Origin of the sequence: Isoptericola sp. NPDC056605 (genome assembly GCF_042792795.1) — a bacterium.
GTDB lineage: Bacteria > Actinomycetota > Actinomycetes > Actinomycetales > Cellulomonadaceae > Isoptericola.
The window spans coordinates 219,823-235,158 of the sequence record NZ_JBHTVT010000001.1 but is presented as its reverse complement, the minus strand read 5'-3'; the positions used below and the strand labels follow the sequence as shown (position 1 = coordinate 235,158).

General features: G+C 75.6%; 19 protein-coding genes. 16 read left to right on the top strand and 3 right to left on the bottom strand.

Translation table 11 applies throughout. From position 1 onward, the window contains the following. Positions 1–9: 9 nt before the first annotated feature. Together ACFQ8Y_RS01005 and ACFQ8Y_RS01000 are read right to left on the bottom strand one after the other, a co-directional pair. Positions 10–666, bottom strand: coding sequence for a response regulator (locus tag ACFQ8Y_RS01005; RefSeq protein ID WP_430584313.1), 657 nt, complete (start codon positions 664–666; stop codon positions 10–12). Further along, positions 663–1,829 carry a sensor histidine kinase gene (locus tag ACFQ8Y_RS01000; RefSeq protein WP_430584312.1) on the bottom strand — a complete coding sequence of 389 codons (1,167 nt, stop codon included), beginning with the start codon at positions 1,827–1,829 and terminating at the stop codon, positions 663–665. Before ACFQ8Y_RS01000 ends, ACFQ8Y_RS01005 begins: the two co-directional genes overlap by 4 nt. A 136-nt stretch (positions 1,830–1,965) precedes the next feature. Between ACFQ8Y_RS01000 and ACFQ8Y_RS00995 the strand changes: the two genes are divergently transcribed. From ACFQ8Y_RS00995 to ACFQ8Y_RS00925, 15 genes are all read left to right on the top strand, one after another. Further along, positions 1,966–2,430, top strand: a complete 465-nt coding sequence (locus ACFQ8Y_RS00995; protein WP_430584311.1) for a hypothetical protein — start codon at positions 1,966–1,968, stop codon at positions 2,428–2,430. Further along, entirely contained in the window at positions 2,427–4,037 is a 1,611-nt protein-coding gene (locus tag ACFQ8Y_RS00990) for a multicopper oxidase family protein (protein WP_430584310.1), read from the top strand. The genes ACFQ8Y_RS00995 and ACFQ8Y_RS00990 overlap by 4 nt, the downstream gene beginning before the upstream one ends. A gap of 17 nt (positions 4,038–4,054) precedes the next feature. Further along, complete coding sequence (locus ACFQ8Y_RS00985) at positions 4,055–4,966, top strand: arginase family protein (protein WP_430549176.1); 912 nt, start codon at positions 4,055–4,057, stop codon at positions 4,964–4,966. A gap of 51 nt (positions 4,967–5,017) precedes the next feature. Continuing rightward, positions 5,018–5,590 (top strand): GNAT family N-acetyltransferase, encoded by a 573-nt coding sequence (locus ACFQ8Y_RS00980; protein WP_430584309.1) that lies wholly within the window; start codon positions 5,018–5,020, stop codon positions 5,588–5,590. Positions 5,591–5,642: 52 nt separating this feature from the next. Then, the gene (locus ACFQ8Y_RS00975) at positions 5,643–6,089 is read left to right on the top strand and encodes a helix-turn-helix transcriptional regulator (protein ID WP_430549174.1); all 447 of its coding nucleotides are present in this window, start codon (positions 5,643–5,645) and stop codon (positions 6,087–6,089) included. 14 nt (positions 6,090–6,103) lie between these two features. Then, positions 6,104–6,514 carry a VOC family protein gene (locus tag ACFQ8Y_RS00970; protein WP_429763216.1) on the top strand — a complete coding sequence of 137 codons (411 nt, stop codon included), beginning with the start codon at positions 6,104–6,106 and terminating at the stop codon, positions 6,512–6,514. Beyond that, positions 6,511–6,987 (top strand): nitroreductase family deazaflavin-dependent oxidoreductase, encoded by a 477-nt coding sequence (locus ACFQ8Y_RS00965; RefSeq protein WP_430584308.1) that lies wholly within the window; start codon positions 6,511–6,513, stop codon positions 6,985–6,987. Before ACFQ8Y_RS00970 ends, ACFQ8Y_RS00965 begins: the two co-directional genes overlap by 4 nt. Positions 6,988–7,060: 73 nt before the next feature. Then, positions 7,061–7,495: a YdeI/OmpD-associated family protein gene (locus ACFQ8Y_RS00960; protein ID WP_430549172.1), complete on the top strand. Its 435-nt coding sequence runs from the start codon at positions 7,061–7,063 to the stop codon at positions 7,493–7,495. A 39-nt stretch (positions 7,496–7,534) separates the two neighbouring features. Continuing rightward, complete coding sequence (locus ACFQ8Y_RS00955; protein WP_430584307.1) at positions 7,535–8,122, top strand: MOSC domain-containing protein; 588 nt, start codon at positions 7,535–7,537, stop codon at positions 8,120–8,122. Positions 8,123–8,189: 67 nt separating this feature from the next. Further along, positions 8,190–10,592 (top strand): ATP-binding cassette domain-containing protein, encoded by a 2,403-nt coding sequence (locus ACFQ8Y_RS00950; protein WP_430549170.1) that lies wholly within the window; start codon positions 8,190–8,192, stop codon positions 10,590–10,592. Between the two features lie 24 nt (positions 10,593–10,616). Then, a complete protein-coding gene (locus ACFQ8Y_RS00945; protein ID WP_430584306.1) occupies positions 10,617–11,396 on the top strand; it encodes an SDR family NAD(P)-dependent oxidoreductase in 780 nt (259 codons plus the stop codon). Positions 11,397–11,453: 57 nt separating this feature from the next. Beyond that, entirely contained in the window at positions 11,454–11,738 is a 285-nt protein-coding gene (locus ACFQ8Y_RS00940; protein WP_430584305.1) for a DUF6412 domain-containing protein, read from the top strand. A 133-nt stretch (positions 11,739–11,871) separates the two neighbouring features. Further along, the gene (locus ACFQ8Y_RS00935; protein ID WP_430584304.1) at positions 11,872–12,660 is read left to right on the top strand and encodes a YidC/Oxa1 family membrane protein insertase; all 789 of its coding nucleotides are present in this window, start codon (positions 11,872–11,874) and stop codon (positions 12,658–12,660) included. Between the two features lie 4 nt (positions 12,661–12,664). After that, positions 12,665–13,345, top strand: a complete 681-nt coding sequence (locus ACFQ8Y_RS00930; RefSeq protein ID WP_430584303.1) for a helix-turn-helix domain-containing protein — start codon at positions 12,665–12,667, stop codon at positions 13,343–13,345. 63 nt (positions 13,346–13,408) lie between these two features. Then, positions 13,409–13,972, top strand: a complete 564-nt coding sequence (locus ACFQ8Y_RS00925) for a VOC family protein (protein WP_430584302.1) — start codon at positions 13,409–13,411, stop codon at positions 13,970–13,972. A 27-nt stretch (positions 13,973–13,999) separates the two neighbouring features. On the opposite strand, the gene ACFQ8Y_RS00920 is transcribed toward ACFQ8Y_RS00925, so the two are convergent. Next, positions 14,000–14,428 carry a GNAT family N-acetyltransferase gene (locus tag ACFQ8Y_RS00920; protein WP_430584301.1) on the bottom strand — a complete coding sequence of 143 codons (429 nt, stop codon included), beginning with the start codon at positions 14,426–14,428 and terminating at the stop codon, positions 14,000–14,002. Between the two features lie 106 nt (positions 14,429–14,534). On the opposite strand from ACFQ8Y_RS00920, the gene ACFQ8Y_RS00915 reads away from it, so the two are divergent. Next, positions 14,535–15,326 (top strand): SDR family oxidoreductase, encoded by a 792-nt coding sequence (locus ACFQ8Y_RS00915; protein WP_430584300.1) that lies wholly within the window; start codon positions 14,535–14,537, stop codon positions 15,324–15,326. Positions 15,327–15,336: the final 10 nt, after the last annotated feature.

Genomic DNA, 15,336 nt, shown 5'->3' with positions numbered 1-15,336 from the left:
TTCGGCGTCCTAGCCGCCCGGGCGCACGAGTCCCGTCTCGTAGGCCAGCACGACGAGCGCAGCGCGGTCGCGGGCGTCGAGCCGCGTGAGCAGCCGGCTGACGTACGTGCGCGCGGTGGCGGGGCTGAGGTACAGGTCGCGGGCGATCTCGTCGTTGGTCAGCCCGCGGCCCACCCGCACGAGCACCTCGCGCTCGCGCTCGGTGAGGCCGGCGACGGCGGCGTCGTCGAGCCGGCGCGGCGCGGCGGCGACGGCGCGCATCGCCGCGGCCGTGACGGCGGGGGACAGCAGCGAGTCGCCGGCGGCCACGGTGCGGATCGCGGCGCGCAGGTCGTCGGGGGAGACGTCCTTGAGGAGATAGCCGGCCGCGCCCGCGCGGATCGCCTCGACCACGTGCTCGTCCTCGTCGAACGTGGTGAGGACGAGCACGCGGACGTTCCGCAGCGCCGGGTCCTCGACGATCGCCCGCGTCGCCCCGATGCCGTCCAGGGCGGGCATCCGCACGTCCATCAGCACGACGTCGGGCCGCAGCTCGCGCACCCGCGACAGGCCGGCACGGCCGTCGGCCGCCTCGCCGACGACCGTGATGTCGCCGTCGAGCTCCGCCAGCGGGCGCAGCCCGGCGCGCACCAGCTCCTGGTCGTCGACGAGCACCACCCGGATCATGCGTCCAGCCTCGCCGGGAGGTCCGCGACGACGGCGAACCCGCCGCCCGGCGCGTCGCCCGCGGTGAGCCGGCCGCCCAGCAGGCCCGCGCGCTCGCGCATCCCTGCCAGCCCTGCCCCGGTACCGGGGGACGCACCGGTGCCGCGGCCGTCGTCGGTCACGGCCAGGCGGAGGCGTCCGTCGTCGACGTCCGCCTCGACCCGGACGTGCCGGGCGTCCGCGTGGCGCAGCACGTTGGTCAGCGCCTCCTGGGCGATGCGGTACGCGGCGGCGTCGATCGCGTCGCCCAGGGCGCCGGGCGCGACGGCGTCGACCACCTCGACGTCGACGCCCGCGGCCCGCACCGGTGCGACGAGGCCGTCGAGGCCCGCCAGGCCGAGGGCGCCGCGCGGCGCGGCGCCGGGCGCGGGCTCGCGCAGCACCTTCACCGTGGCCCGCAGCTCGTCGAGGGTGCCTGACGCCGCCTCCCGGACGCGGGCGAGCGCGTCGCGCGCGGCGACGTCGTCCCGCCCGACCGCCTCGTCCGCGACGCCGGCGTGCAGCGCCACCACGGACAGGTGGTGCCCGACGGTGTCGTGCAGGTCGCGGGCGATGCGCAGCCGCTCCGCCTGCAGCCGCTCCTGCGCGGCGTGCGCCTCCTGCTCCGCCGTGAGCTCGCGGACCAGCGCGGCGCGTTCACGGGCCTCGCGCGCCAGCCGGACGGCGACGCCGAGCGCGACCGCCGCCGCGGTGAGCGCGACGTTGGTGACCAGGTCGTAGGCCGTGAGCGCGGCGCTCGGGTCGACGTCGTCGCCGGTGACGCGGAACCAGGTGGCGACCGCGACGAGCACGACGCCGGTACCGGCCGCCCAGCCGGTCCGGCCGCGCTCCGCCGCCGCGTACAGCGCGGTGACCGCGGGCAGCACCATGCCGATCGGCGCGAAGCCGAGGGCGTAGTACGCGCACACGCCGAGGAACGTGAGCACGAGCATCGTGCGCGGGGCGACGCGGCGCAGCAGCACCAGCGCGCCGAACCCCACCGCGAACAGGTAGGCCGCCGCGCCGGCGTCGCCCTGGCCCGACGGGTCGGCCGCGATGACGACCGCGACGACGAGCGTCGACGCCAGCGCCAGGACGACGTCGGTCACCCACGGACTCGGCGGCGCCGTCACGGACGAGGTCATGCCGCCAGGCTAGGCGCCGCCACTGTTCGGCGGCGGGGTGGTCCGGGTCCGGTCAGGGTCGGTGTCGCCCCCGGGCGACAGCAGGAGACGCTCCCGGGCCGATGTGGCGCCCCCGGGCGACGGGGATCGTCGGGGCATGACCTCGAACCAGCACCTTCCCCAGCCCGCTCCCCAGCCCCGCCCCCAGCCCTCGGCGCCGCCCTCGACGACGGCGCCGCCGCGCGCCGGCATCTCCTGGCCGCTCGTCGCGGGGCTCGCGTCGATGGCGCTGCTCTGGCCGCTCACCGGGCTCACGGGCCTCGGCGGCACGGGCGCGCCGCGCGCGCTCGGCATCGTCGCGCTCACCGCCGTCGTGTGGATCGGGGTGGTCGGGTTCGGCCGCGTGCCCCGGCCGGTCGCGACCCTGACCCTGACGGGCCTCGCCTTCGGCGTCGTCGCCCTGCTCGTCTCGACCGTGTTCGGCGGCGTGTCGGTCGGGTTCGGCGACGACGGCGCCCCGGCCTGGACGGCGCTCCCCGCCCTCGCGATGGACGCCGGCTGGGGCGCGCTCGCGGGCGTCGTCGCGCTCGGCGTCCAGAAGGCCCGCGGCGGCGCCCGATGACGACGCCGGCACGACGACCGACGCGCCGCGCGGTGCTGCGCGCGGCGGCGCTCGCCGCCGTCGTCCCCCTGGTGGCCTCGGGGTGCGGCGCGATCCCCGGCTCCGTGACGCCGGTGGACGAGCCGGCGTTCGACCGCGCGCTGCCGGTCCCGCCGCTCGCGGAGTCCGACGTGGTGGACGGCGTGCGGACGTTCCGCCTCACCGCGCAGGAGGGCACGGCCGAGCTGCTGCCCGGCACCCGGACCCCGACCTGGGGCTTCGACGGGCCGTACCTCGGCCCCACGCTCCGGGCGGAGCGGGGCGAGAAGGTGGCCGTCGAGGTGACCAACGACCTCGACGTCACGACCTCCGTGCACTGGCACGGCATGCACCTGCCCGCCGCGATGGACGGCGGCCCGCACCAGCCCGTGGAGCCGGGCGCCACGTGGCGGCCCACCTGGCGGATCGACCAGCCCGCCGCGACGCTCTGGTACCACCCGCACCCGCACGGCGAGACGGAGGAGCACGTGTACCGCGGCCTGGCCGGGCTGTTCCTGCTCGACGACGACGCGTCGCGGGCCGCCGACCTGCCGCAGGAGTACGGCGTCGACGACGTCCCCGTCGTCGTGCAGGACAAGGTGCTCGACGACGCCGGGCGGCTCGTGCTGGAGGACGACGGCGGCGAGCCGGGCACGCTCGGCGGCACGGTCGTGACGAACGGCGTCGCGGGGGCGTACCAGCAGGTCACGACCGATCGGGTGCGGCTGCGGCTGCTCAACGGGTCGACCGCCCGCACGTACTCCCTCGGGTTCGCGGACCGGGGGATGGTCCTCGTCGCGACGGACGGAGGGCTCCTCGACGCCCCGGTGCGCCTCGACCGGGTGCGGCTCGCCCCGGGCGAGCGGGCGGAGGTGGTGGTCGCGATGTCGCCGGGCGAGACGACGCGGCTGCGCTCCGCCGAGACGGACCTGGGCAGCGTCGCCGCGCCGTTCGCGATGGGCGGCAACGACGCGTTCGACGTGCTGGAGCTGCGTGCCGCGGACGAGCTCGCGCCCTCGCCGGTGCCGTCGTGGGGGCCGTCGGAGCACGCCGCCGAGGACGCGCTGCACGAGGAGGACGCGACCGTGACCCGCACGTTCGACCTCGACGAGCGCACCATCAACGGCGAGCGCATGGACGCCGGGCGCATCGACGAGGTCGCGACCGTCGGCAGCACCGAGGTGTGGGAGGTGCGCAACACCATCCCCATGCCGCACAGCTTCCACGTGCACGACGTGCAGTTCCGCGTCCTCACGGTCGACGGCCAGGCGCCGCCGCCCGAGCTCGCGGGCCCGAAGGACACCGTCTACCTGGAGCCGCGCCGCACCTACCGGCTGCTGATGCGGTTCGAGGACTACACGGACGACGTGCTGCCGTACATGTACCACTGCCACATGCTGCTGCACGAGGACGAGGGGATGATGGGCCAGCTCCTCGTCGTCGAGCCGGGGTCCGACGCCCGTCCCGGGCCGTCGGCGGCGCTGTCGGGTCGCGACGGCGGGCACGACGGCGGGCACGACGCCTCCGGTCCGGTGGTGGGCGACGGGTACGGGCCGCGGGGCGCGGCCGCGGCGCACGAGCACGGGTGACGTGCCACGCTGGCCGCGTGATCGCGCTGCTGTCGGCCCCGACGAACCTCGGCCTGCGCCCGCCGGCCCCGGGCAGGGCGCCGGGCACCTGGCGCGCGCCGGAGGCGCTGCGCGCGGCGGGCCTGCACCGGCGCCTGGAGGCGGCGGGGGCCGTCGACGCGGGCGTCGTCGAGCCGGCCCCGTACGTGGACGACGACGGCCGCCGCCCGCCCGGCACGATCCGCAACCAGGCGGCGGTCGTCGACCACGCGCGGCGTCTCGCGCGGCGGGTCGTGGAGCTGGTCGACGGCGGGCGGGCGCCGCTGGTGCTCGGCGGCGACTGCAGCCTGCTCGTCGGCGCCGGCCTCGCGCTGCGCTCGGCCGGGCCGGCACGGGGCGGCGGGCTGGTCCACGTGGACGGCCACACCGACTTCCGGCACCCGGGCAACAGCGACGCCTGGGGCAGCCTGGCGGGGGAGGACCTCGCGGCCGCGGTCGGGCTGCACGTGCCGGAGGTCGCGGACGTCGACGGGCTCGGGCCGTACGTCGACCCGGCCCGTGCGGTGCACGTGGGGTGCCGGGGCGACGACGAGCACGCCGCCGAGGCGCGCGGGCTGCTGGCCGGCGTCGTCCCGGCCGCGGAGGTGGTCGACGCGGGCGGGGCGGCGGTCGCGGACCGGGTGCTGGCGGTCGACGGGATGCGGGACGGGTTCTGGCTCCAGCTCGACGTGGACGTGCTCGACCCGGCGTGGATGCCCGCCGTCGACAGCCCGGACCCCGGCGGGCTCGACCCGGACCAGCTCGTCGAGCTGCTGCGGCCGCTCGCCCCGTGGGCGGTGGGCGCGTCCGTCACGGTCTTCGACCCCGAGCTGGACCCGGACGGACGGTACGCCGCCACCGTCGCGGACGTCGTCGTGCGCGGCCTGGGCGCCCTGGGTTCGCGTCGCTGAGCAGCGCGAACGGGCTGGCGCACCGGTCGACGACGGTGCCAGGATCGCCGCATGCCCACCCTCCTGCCCGTGACGTTCGCGCCGTTCTCCGCCCCCGAGCAGCCGGCGCTGGAGGTACCCGCCGTGGGCGCCCGGCTGCGGCCGTGGCGGCCCGAGGACGCCCCGGCGGTGCGCGCCGTGTACGCCGACGACGCGATCCAGCGGTGGCACGTCCGCGTCCTGGGGTCGGACGACGAGGCGCGCGAGGTGCTCGACGGCTGGCGCGCCGGCTGGGCCGACGGGCGTGAGTCGAGCTGGGCGGTGGCGGACGCCGCCGCCGACGCCGTCGTCCTGGGCCGCATGGTCATCAAGACGTTCGACCCGCACGGCGTGGGCGTCGTCGCGTACTGGACGGCCCCGGCGGCGCGCGGACGCGGGGTCGCGCCCGCCGCGCTCGACGTCGCCGCCGCGTGGGCGTTCGAGGCGGGCTTCCACCGGCTCGAGCTGGTGCACTCGATGGACAACGCGCCGTCGTGCCGTGTGGCCGAGAAGGCGGGGTTCGAGGCCGAGGGCGTGCTGCGGCAGTCCGTGCGGCACCTCGACGGCTGGCACGACATGCACGTGCACGCCCGGGTGGCGGGCTGACGCCCGCGGCGGACGCCGGGCGGGCGTGGGTGGGTCGTGGAAGCATCGCACCGTGACCAGCAGCGACGCGGACCGCCTGCGCGACCTCGCTTTGCTGCGTCGTGTGCGCGACCGGATGGACCGGGAGTTCGCGCAGCCGCTGGACGTCGAGGCGCTGGCCCGGGGCGTGCACATGTCGGCCGGGCACCTGAGCCGGCAGTTCAAGGCCGCGTTCGGGGAGTCGCCCTACAGCTACCTCATGACGCGGCGCATCGAGCGGGCGATGACGCTGCTGCGCCGGGGCGACCTGAGCGTCACCGAGGTGTGCTTCGAGGTGGGGTCGTCGTCGCTCGGCACGTTCAGCACGCGGTTCACGGAGCTGGTGGGGATGGCCCCCAGCGAGTACGCGCGGCGGGCCCGGTCGTCGGCGGCGGGGGAGCTGCCGTCGTGCGTCACGAAGCAGGCGACCCGACCGGTCAGGAATCGAGAAGCGCCGGCCGTGGACCTCCACCTAGCGTGAATTCCATGAGCGACATCGACATCACCATCCACACGACCTTCCTTCCGCACACCGACCCGGAGGCCTCCCTGGGCTTCTACCGCGACCTGCTCGGCTTCGAGCTGGTCCAGGACGTCGGGCAGGGCGAGATGCGCTGGCTGACGTTCGTCTCGCCGGCCCAGCCCGAGACCCGCCTCGTCCTCAACCCGCCCGCCGCCGACCCCGGCATCACCGAGGACGAGCAGCGCACCATCCGCGAGCTCATGGCCAAGGGCAGCTACCAGTCGATCATCCTCGGCACCAAGGACCTCGACGGCGTCTTCGCCAAGCTCCAGGCCGCCGACGCCGAGGTGGTCTCCGAGCCCACCGAGCAGCCGTGGGGCGTGCGCGACTGCGCGTTCCGCGACCCCGCGGGCAACATGGTCCGCATCGACCAGGTCGGGTGAGCGCCGTGACCCAGCAGCAGGCGACGAAGCGCCCGAAGGGCACCCCTGGACCGCTGTCCCTGTGGATCCAGCGGCAGGCCAACGCCAGCACCGCCAAGAAGATCCGCCGCAAGGGCGGGCAGATGATGGGCATGGAGCTGCTGGTCCTGCACACCGTCGGCCGCCGCACCGGCGAGGCCCGCGAGAACCCGCTGGCCTGGTTCGACGACGGCGCGGGCGGCCGGCTGGTCGTCGCGTCGGGCGGAGGCAGCCGGCACCCCGGCTGGTTCGCGAACCTCGTCGCGCACCCGGAGCAGGTCGCCGTCGAGCTGCACGGCACCGGGACCACCCCGGTGACCGCGCACGTGCTCGACGACGCCGAGCGCGCCCGGGCGTGGCCGGCGATCGCGGCGGCCGCGCCGACCATCGACAAGCACCAGAGCAAGAGCGACCGGCAGTACCCGGTCGTCCGCCTCGTCCCGGCCGGCGCCTGACGTGTGCGTCCCCGGGATCCCCCGCCTCACCCGGACGACCACCACCCGGGCCGACGGCAGCGAAGGAGTGGCCATGAGGTTCCGTGCCGTCGTCGAGCCCGCCCAGAAGATGCAGGGTCTGGAGGTGCCGCCGGAGGTCGTCGAGGCCCTCGGCGGCGGCGCCCGGCCACCGGTGACGATCACGGTGAACGGTCACACGTGGCGCAGCCGGGTCGCGATCATGCGGGGCCGGCACCTGCTCGGCCTGAGCCGGGCGAACCGGGAGGCCGCGGGCCTCGAGGTCGGCGCCGACGTGGAGGTCGAGCTGGCGCTCGACACCGCGCCGCGCGTCGTCGTCGAGCCCGACGACCTCGCCCGGGCGCTCGACGCCGACCCTGTTGCCCGTACGGCGTACGATGCCCTTCCGCCGGGCCGCCGGCGCCGCCTCGTGCTCGACGTCGACGGGGCCAAGCAGGCCTCGACACGCGCCCGCCGCATCGACAAGGCTCTTGCCGAGCTGCACGCCTGAGCCGCGCCGCACGACCCACCGACCGAAGGAGATCTCCCGGTGACCGTCACGGACCCCGCGACCGCCGCCACGACGTCGACCCGCCCCGCGGTGGGTCGGGTCGACGCCGTGCACGCGAGCCGCGACCACGGCTTCAGCAAGCCGACCGTCGACCGGGTCGTGCTGGTCGAGGGCGTCGGGGTGGAGGGCGACGCCCACGCCGGGGTCACCGTGCAGCACCGCAGCCGGGTCGCCGCCGACCCGTCGCAGCCGAACCTGCGTCAGGTGCACCTCATCCACGGCGAGCTCTTCGACCGGCTCGCCGCCGCCGGCCACGCCGTGGCCCCCGGGGACCTGGGGGAGAACGTCACCACCCGCGGGATCGACCTGCTGGCGCTGCCCGTGGGCACCCGGCTGACGATCGGGGCAGCCGTCGTGACCGTCACCGGGCTGCGCAACCCCTGCCGGCAGATCGACGACTTCCAGCCCGGCCTGCTCAAGCAGGTGCTGCGCCGCGGGGCCGACGGCGGGGTCGAGCGGCTCGCCGGGGTGATGGGGATCGTGTCGCGCGGCGGCACGGTCCGCCCCGGGGACGCGATCGGCGTCGAGCTGCCCGCCCCGCCGCACCTGCCGCTCACCCGCGTGTGACCCCACCCGAGGACAGCACGAGCACATCCACGGCGCACCCGAGCCGCCACGACCGAAGGAGCCCCCGGTGACCGCCACCGAGTCCCGCGCAGAGTCCCCCGCCACGACGTCCTCGTACGCCGCCGACGCGCACGACGTCATCCGCGTGCAGGGCGCCCGCGAGAACAACCTGCGCGCCGTGGACGTCGAGATCCCCAAGCGCCGCCTCTCCGTGTTCACGGGGGTGTCGGGTTCGGGCAAGAGCTCGCTGGTGTTCGCGACCATCGCCGCCGAGTCGCGGCGGCTCATCGACGAGACCTACTCGACGTTCGTGCAGGGCTTCATGCCGTCGCTGCCGCGCCCGGACGTCGACGTCCTGGAGGGCATCACCACCGCGATCCTGGTGGACCAGGAGCGGATGGGCGCCAACGTGCGGTCCACGGTCGGCACGGTCACCGACGCGAACGCCATGCTGCGCAACCTGTTCAGCCGCGTCGGCGAGCCGTACGTGGGCCCGCCGACGGCGTTCTCCTTCAACATCCCGACCTCGACGGCGAGCGGCGTGTTCAGCACGGGCAAGGCCGGGGGCGAGGTCGAGAAGAAGGTCGTGCGCAACCAGGTGTACCTGGGCGGCATGTGCCCGGAGTGCGAGGGCCGCGGCACCGTCTCCGACCTGGACCTGTCCGTCATCGTCGACGAGTCGCTGTCCCTGCGCGACGGCGCGATCCTCGTGCCCGGCTACAAGGCCGACGGCTGGATGGTGAAGGGCTTCTCGGAGTCGGGCTTCGTCGACGGCGACAAGCCGGTGCGCGACTACACGGAGGCCGAGCGCCACGACTTCCTCTACCGGGAGAAGGGCAAGGTCAAGGCGCTCGGGATGAACATGACCTACCAGGGCCTCATCCCCAAGCTGCGCGAGTCGCTGTTCAGCAAGGCGCCCGAGTCGCTGCAGCCGCACCTCCGGGCATTCGTCGAGCGGGCCGCGGTCTTCGTGCCCTGCCCCTCCTGCGACGGCACCCGCCTCAACGAGTCCGCCCGGTCGGCGAAGGTCAACGGCGCCGGCATCGCCGACGTGTGCCGCATGCAGATCACCGACGCGGCCGAGTGGGCGCGGGGGATCGACGACCCGGGCGTCGCGCCCCTGGTCGGCGCCCTGCTGCACCTGTTCGACAAGTTCGTCGAGATCGGGCTGGGCTACCTGTCGCTGGAGCGGCCCGCGGGCACCCTGTCCGGCGGCGAGGCGCAGCGCACCAAGATGATCCGGCACCTCGGATCCGCGCTCACGGACGTCACCTACGTCTTCGACGAGCCGACCGTCGGCCTGCACCCGCACGACATCGAGCGGATGAACGGCCTGCTCCTGGAGCTGCGCGACAAGGGCAACACGGTGCTCGTCGTCGAGCACAAGCCGGAGGCGATCGCGATCGCCGACCACGTGATCGACCTCGGCCCGGGCGCCGGCACGGACGGCGGCACCATCTGCTTCGAGGGCACGCTCGAAGGCCTGCGTGCGAGCGGCACCCTCACGGGCCGGCACCTGGACGACCGGGTCAGCGTCAAGGAGTCGGTCCGGGAGCCGTCGGGCGCGCTGGAGATCCGCGGCGCGTCGCAGAACAACCTGCGCGACGTCGACGTCGACGTCCCGACCGGCGTCCTGACGGTGGTCACGGGCGTCGCGGGCTCCGGCAAGAGCTCGCTGATCCACGGCAACCTCGCCGGTCGCGAGGGCGTGGTCGTCGTCGACCAGGGCGCGATCAAGGGTTCGCGGCGCTCCAACCCCGCCACGTACACCGGGCTGCTGGAGCCGATCCGCAAGGCGTTCGCCAAGGCGAACGGCGTGAAGCCGGCCCTGTTCAGCGCGAACTCCGAGGGCGCGTGCCCCACCTGCAAGGGCAACGGCCGCATCTACACCGAGCTCGGCTTCATGGAGACCGTCGAGACGCCCTGCGAGGACTGCGGCGGCAAGCGGTTCATGGCGTCGGTGCTGGAGTACACGCTCGGCGGCAAGAACATCGCCGACGTGCTCGACCTGTCCGTCGCGCAGGCGCACGCCTTCTTCCGCGAGGGCGAGGCGAAGATCCCCGCCGCGCACAAGATCCTGGCCCACCTGGAGGACGTCGGGCTCGGGTACGTGAAGCTCGGCCAGCCCCTCAACACGCTGTCCGGCGGCGAGCGGCAGCGGCTCAAGCTCGCCATGCACATGGGCGAGAAGGGCGGCACGTACATCCTCGACGAGCCCACCACCGGCCTGCACCTGGCCGACGTCGCCAACCTGCTCGGCCTCCTCGACCGGCTGGTCGACGCGGGCAAGACCGTGATCGTCATCGAGCACCACCAGGCCGTCATGGCGCACGCCGACCGGATCATCGACCTCGGACCCGGCGCCGGGCACGACGGCGGCACGGTCGTCTTCGAGGGCACGCCCGCCGACCTCGTGGCCGCCCGCTCCACCGTGACCGGCGAGCACCTCGCGGACTACGTCGGCGCCTGAGCCGGGACGGCGGGAGGGACGAGGATGGACCGCTTCGCGGGGCGCGTCGCGCTCGTGACGGGGGCCGCGCACGGCATCGGCGCCGCCGTCGTCCGCCGGCTGTCCGCCGAGGGGGCGGCGGTGGTGCTGGCCGACGTCGACACGGCCGCGGCCGAGGAGACGGCGGTGGCCCTCGGGCCCGACGCGCGCGAGCGCATGCTCGTCGTGCCCTGCGACCTCACGGACCCGGCGTCCGTCGACGCGGCCGTGGCCGCCGCCGTCGCGCGGTGGGGCCGCCTCGACGCGCTGGTCAACGTGGCGGGCGGGGCGCTGCCGCACCCGGACCAGCTCGACGGCGGCACCGACGCCGACTGGGCGGCCACGGTCGACCTCAATCTCGCCGGGCCGGCACGCGTCGTGCGCGCCGCCGCGCCGCACCTGACCCGGCCGGGCGGCGCCGTCGTGCTGGTCGGGTCGGTCAACGGCCTCGCGGCGTTCGGCGGCGACGCCTACTCGGCCGCGAAGGCGGGGCTGGGGGTGCTGGCGAAGAACCTCGCCGTGCGGCTCGGGCCCGACGGGGTGCGCGTGAACGTCGTCGCGCCCGCCACCGTCCGCACCCGCGTCTGGGACGACCAGGGCGGCCCCGACCGCCTCGCGCCGATGTACCCGCTCGGCCGCGTGGGCGAGCCGGAGGACGTGGCCGCCGCCGTCGCGTTCCTCGCGTCGGACGACGCCGCGTGGGTCACGGGCGTCACCCTGCCCGTGGACGGCGGCGTGCTCGCGGGGCCGCTCGCGACGTTCGGCCGCCTCGCCGACGAGACCTGAGGGCGCGCGCTATCGTGACGGGACGGCCTCAGGACCAGGACCACGAGGGGAGACGACGTGGGTGACGCCCTGCTCGTGCTGGCGCGCGACGTGTCGTCGTCGCTCGCGGTCCTGCTCGGCACGCCGACGCTGACGACCCTGCTCCTCCTGGTCGGTGCCGCCGGCCTGGCCGCGATGGCGCTGAGCTTCGTGGCTCGCACGACGGCGGTCGGACCGCGTCTGCTGCCCGTGACCGCGCCGGTGGTGCGGCGCGACGGCGAGCTGCCGCCGCTGGTCACCCAGAGCGATCCCCACGCCCCCGGCCGCCCCCGGCCCCGGGCTCCCGGCGTCCTCGCCGGCTGAGCTCCCCCCGAACCATCCCCTGACCGTCCCCGCCGGGGCGGCTCGACGTCGCGCGCCACGCGCGGCGACCCCGCACGCCCGCGGGGTGCTCGGCGAACGCGAACCCCTTCCGTTCGACCGAGGACGCACCCCCATGGATCTCTTCGCCCTGCCCCCTGTCGCCGCCGTGCTCGGTGGCGCGTACCACGCCCTGATGGGCCTGTCCCACCTGCTCGAACCCGCCTTCGGCGCCGGAGCCGCGGCGGCCGCCGTCGTCGCCGTGACGCTCGTCGTGCGGGCGGCCCTCGTCCCCGTCGGGGTCTCGCAGGCGCGTGCCGAGCGCATGCGGGTGCGCCTGGCGCCCCGCGTCGCCGAGCTCCGACGCCGGCACCGCAAGGACCCCGAGGCGCTCCAGCGCGCCACGATGCAGCTCTACGCCGACGAGGGCACCACGCCCCTGGCCGGTTGCCTGCCGCTGCTGCTGCAGGCCCCGGTGGTCGGGGTGATCTACGCGGTGTTCGTCCACGCGGAGATCGCCGGCGGGGCCAACGCCCTGCTGGGCCACACCCTGTTCGGGGTGCCGCTCGGCAGCAGCCTCGTCGGAGTGCTCTCGGGTGGGGCGCCGGGCGTCGCCGCGGTCGTCGTCCTCGGCGCGCTCGTGCTCGCCGTCGCGCTCGTGGGCGAGCTGACGCGGCGCGCCGCGCTGCCCGGCGGCCCGCTCGCCGTGCCCTCGGCGACCCCGGCGTCGGTGGGGGCGCCGGGGATGCAGCGCGCGCTCGGCGCGCTCCAGTTCGTCACCGCCGCCGTCGCCTGCGTCGTCCCGCTCGCCGCGGGGCTGTACCTCCTGGTGACGGTGGCGTGGACCCTGGTCCAGCGGATCCTGCTGCGGCGTCGCTTCCCGCTCGACCCCGCGGCCCCGGGCGGGGGACCGGCGATACCGTGACGTCATGTGGCTCGAACGGCCGGGTTCGACCCCTGCGGTGCGCACGGTGTGGCGCGCGACCGTGGAGGAGCAGGGGGAGTACCTCGTCGCGGGCTCGGAGTACTGGGGCATCTCCTTCATCCGCCGCGCCGACGGGAGCCTCGGTGGCGAGCTCGACGGGCCGAGCCTGAGCGCCCGCAGCACGACGAGCGTCGTGGGGGAGAGCTACTGGGGCGTGGAGCTGGCGCCGTTCGTGGTGGTCACGGGCGTCGACAAGCAGCCGGTGCTGGGGGCCACCGTCGACCTGCCGGTGCGCTCCGGGCAGGTCCGGCTCGGGGAGCGGTGGACGACGCTGCCGGCCTTCGACGAGCTCGAGGACTGGGTGGAGGAGATGGTGCGGCTCGGCCCGCTGGGCGTGGACGACGGCGTGCGCGCGGCGCTCGACGGGCAGCGGGACGGCGCGTCGCCGCGCACCTGGCAGCGCCGCTACCGGCGCACCGTCGGGCTGACGGCGGGGCAGGTGGAGCAGGTCAGACGGGCCGAGCGGGCCTACGCCCTCCTGCAGGGCGGCGTCGCGCCGGCGGAGGCGGCGGCGCGGGCCGGGTTCGCCGACCAGGCGCACCTGACCCGCAGCCTGCGCCTCATCCGCGGGCGGACCCCGGCGGCGGTGCTCGCGGCCGCCGCCCGCCGACGGCCCGCCGGGTGACGTTCTCGTTCAAGACCGGGCCCCGGCCGGCGCGGTGTGATGGCGGGGACGAAAGGAGCCACCATGGCCGTCCCCCCAGGATTCTCGACGATCAACCCGTTCATCATCAGCCGCGACGTCGAGAACCTCATCCTCTTCCTCGTCGACGTGTTCGACGGGGTCGAGCACCCCGACGCGCGGACCGTCGACCACGACGGGCTGCTGCTGCACGCCGAGCTCCAGATCGGCGGAACCACCGTCATGTTCGGCGAGCGCAAGCCCGGCTGGCCGTTCACCCCGTCCCTGCTGCAGGTCTACGTCGAGGACGTGGACACGGTGCTCCAGCGGGCGCGAGCCGGTGGCGCGGACGTCGTGACGGAGCCCACCGCGTTCTTCGGCGAGGTCTTCTCCCGCTTCGTCGACCCCTGGAACAACCTGTGGTGGGTCTACAGCACCCCGCAGGACGACGCCGCGGGCGGGTGGGAGGAGGCCGGCGACGGTGCCGAGACCGACGCCGAGACCGGCGCCGAGACCGACGCCGAGAGCGGCGCCGAGACCGATGCCGAGTGGGAGCCGACGCCGGAGCTGACCTACATCCGCGACACCCTCGTCGCCACCCTGCCCCGCCTTCAGGACCCGGCCGCCTGAGCCGCGGCCACGTCCCCGCCCGCCGCCTCAGGGCCGGACGTAGACGCCGATGCGCTGCGCGGGACGGAACCCGTGCGCCTCGTAGAACGCGGCCGCGGGGCCGTCCCGCATCGTCAGGAGGTACCAGTGCTCGACGTCGGGCAGGCGGTCCTCCAGGGCGGCCAGCAGCCGGGACCCCCAGCCCTCGCGCTGACGGTCGGGCGCGACGCACATCTCCTTGACCAGCAGGTGGTCCTCGGGGCCGACCCGTTCACGGTGCCCGAGGACGAAGCCGACGACGGCCCCGTCGTCCGCGACCGCGCACACGCCCGCGGAGCGCGGCGTCGCCAGCAGGTCGCCGAGTCGTTGCGCGGCGTCCGCCTCCGTCCACTCCTCGTGCCACGGGGGTGCGGAGAACGTGCGGACGAAGAGCCGCGCGCAGTCCTCGAGACGGTCGGCGGTCAGGTCGTCGATCACCCGCGGAACATAGCAGCGCCGTCGGGGGCGGCGGTCACGTCCTCGTCCGTCGTCTCGTCGGGGGTGCAGGACGCGCCGTCGGGGCGCGGCGACGGAGGAGGACGGCATGGCACGCATCCTGGTCACCGGTGGCACGGGGCACCTCGGCAGGCTGGTGGTGCCGCGGCTGGTGCGGACGGGCGCGGACGTTCGGGTGGTCAGCCGCGGCCCGCACCCGGAGGGCGACGGCGTGCGGTACGTCGTCGCGGACTGGACGACGGGAGCGGGGCTGGCGCAGGCGGTGGGCGACGCCGAGGTGGTCGTGCACCTCGCCGGCGACCAGCTCCACAACGAGCCGATGGCGCGGGCCCTGGTCCGGGCGGTCCGGGACGCCGGGACGGAACCCCACCTGGTCAACGTGTCGGTGGTGGGCGCCGAGAAGGTGCCGGTGAGGTCCGGCTTCGACCGCCGCGCGCTCGGCTACATGGTGAGCAAGCTGGCCCAGGAGCGGGTGCTGGAGGAGTCCGGGATCCCGTGGTCCAACCTGCGCGCCACCCAGTTCCACGAGCTGGTGCTCATCGCGGCCCGGGCGCTCGCGAAGCTGCCGGTGGTGCCCACGCCGTCCGGCTGGCGGGCGCAGCCGATCGCGGCCGACGAGGTCGCGGAGCGCCTGGTGGAGCTTGCGCTCGGCGACCCGCAGGGCCGCGTGCCCGACGTCGCCGGGCCGGAGGTGCTCACGTTCCGCGGGATGGTGCGGGACTACCTCGACGCGGTCGGGTCGCGGCGCCCCACGATGCCGGTCCGCGTGCCGGGCGCGGCGTCGCGGGCGTACGCGGCGGGCGGCAACCTCGCGCCCGACCGTGCGGTCGGCAAGCAGACGTGGGGCGAGTTCCTCGCGGAGCACGTCGAGCGACGCTGAGCGGTGCCGG

Bases quoted from the DNA above. Each gene is read 5' to 3' on its own strand.
- ACFQ8Y_RS00995 (WP_430584311.1), top strand. From the start codon at position 1,966: ATGACCTCGAACCAGCACCTTCCCCAGCCCGCTCCCCAGCCCCGCCCC.
- ACFQ8Y_RS00915 (WP_430584300.1), top strand. From the start codon at position 14,535: ATGGCACGCATCCTGGTCACCGGTGGCACGGGGCACCTCGGCAGGCTG.
- ACFQ8Y_RS01005 (WP_430584313.1), bottom strand. From the start codon at position 666: ATGATCCGGGTGGTGCTCGTCGACGACCAGGAGCTGGTGCGCGCCGGG.
- ACFQ8Y_RS01000 (WP_430584312.1), bottom strand. From the start codon at position 1,829: ATGACCTCGTCCGTGACGGCGCCGCCGAGTCCGTGGGTGACCGACGTC.
- ACFQ8Y_RS00945 (WP_430584306.1), top strand. From the start codon at position 10,617: ATGGACCGCTTCGCGGGGCGCGTCGCGCTCGTGACGGGGGCCGCGCAC.
- ACFQ8Y_RS00935 (WP_430584304.1), top strand. From the start codon at position 11,872: ATGGATCTCTTCGCCCTGCCCCCTGTCGCCGCCGTGCTCGGTGGCGCG.
- ACFQ8Y_RS00990 (WP_430584310.1), top strand. From the start codon at position 2,427: ATGACGACGCCGGCACGACGACCGACGCGCCGCGCGGTGCTGCGCGCG.
- ACFQ8Y_RS00960 (WP_430549172.1), top strand. From the start codon at position 7,061: ATGAGGTTCCGTGCCGTCGTCGAGCCCGCCCAGAAGATGCAGGGTCTG.
- ACFQ8Y_RS00980 (WP_430584309.1), top strand. From the start codon at position 5,018: ATGCCCACCCTCCTGCCCGTGACGTTCGCGCCGTTCTCCGCCCCCGAG.
- ACFQ8Y_RS00930 (WP_430584303.1), top strand. From the start codon at position 12,665: ATGTGGCTCGAACGGCCGGGTTCGACCCCTGCGGTGCGCACGGTGTGG.
- ACFQ8Y_RS00925 (WP_430584302.1), top strand. From the start codon at position 13,409: ATGGCCGTCCCCCCAGGATTCTCGACGATCAACCCGTTCATCATCAGC.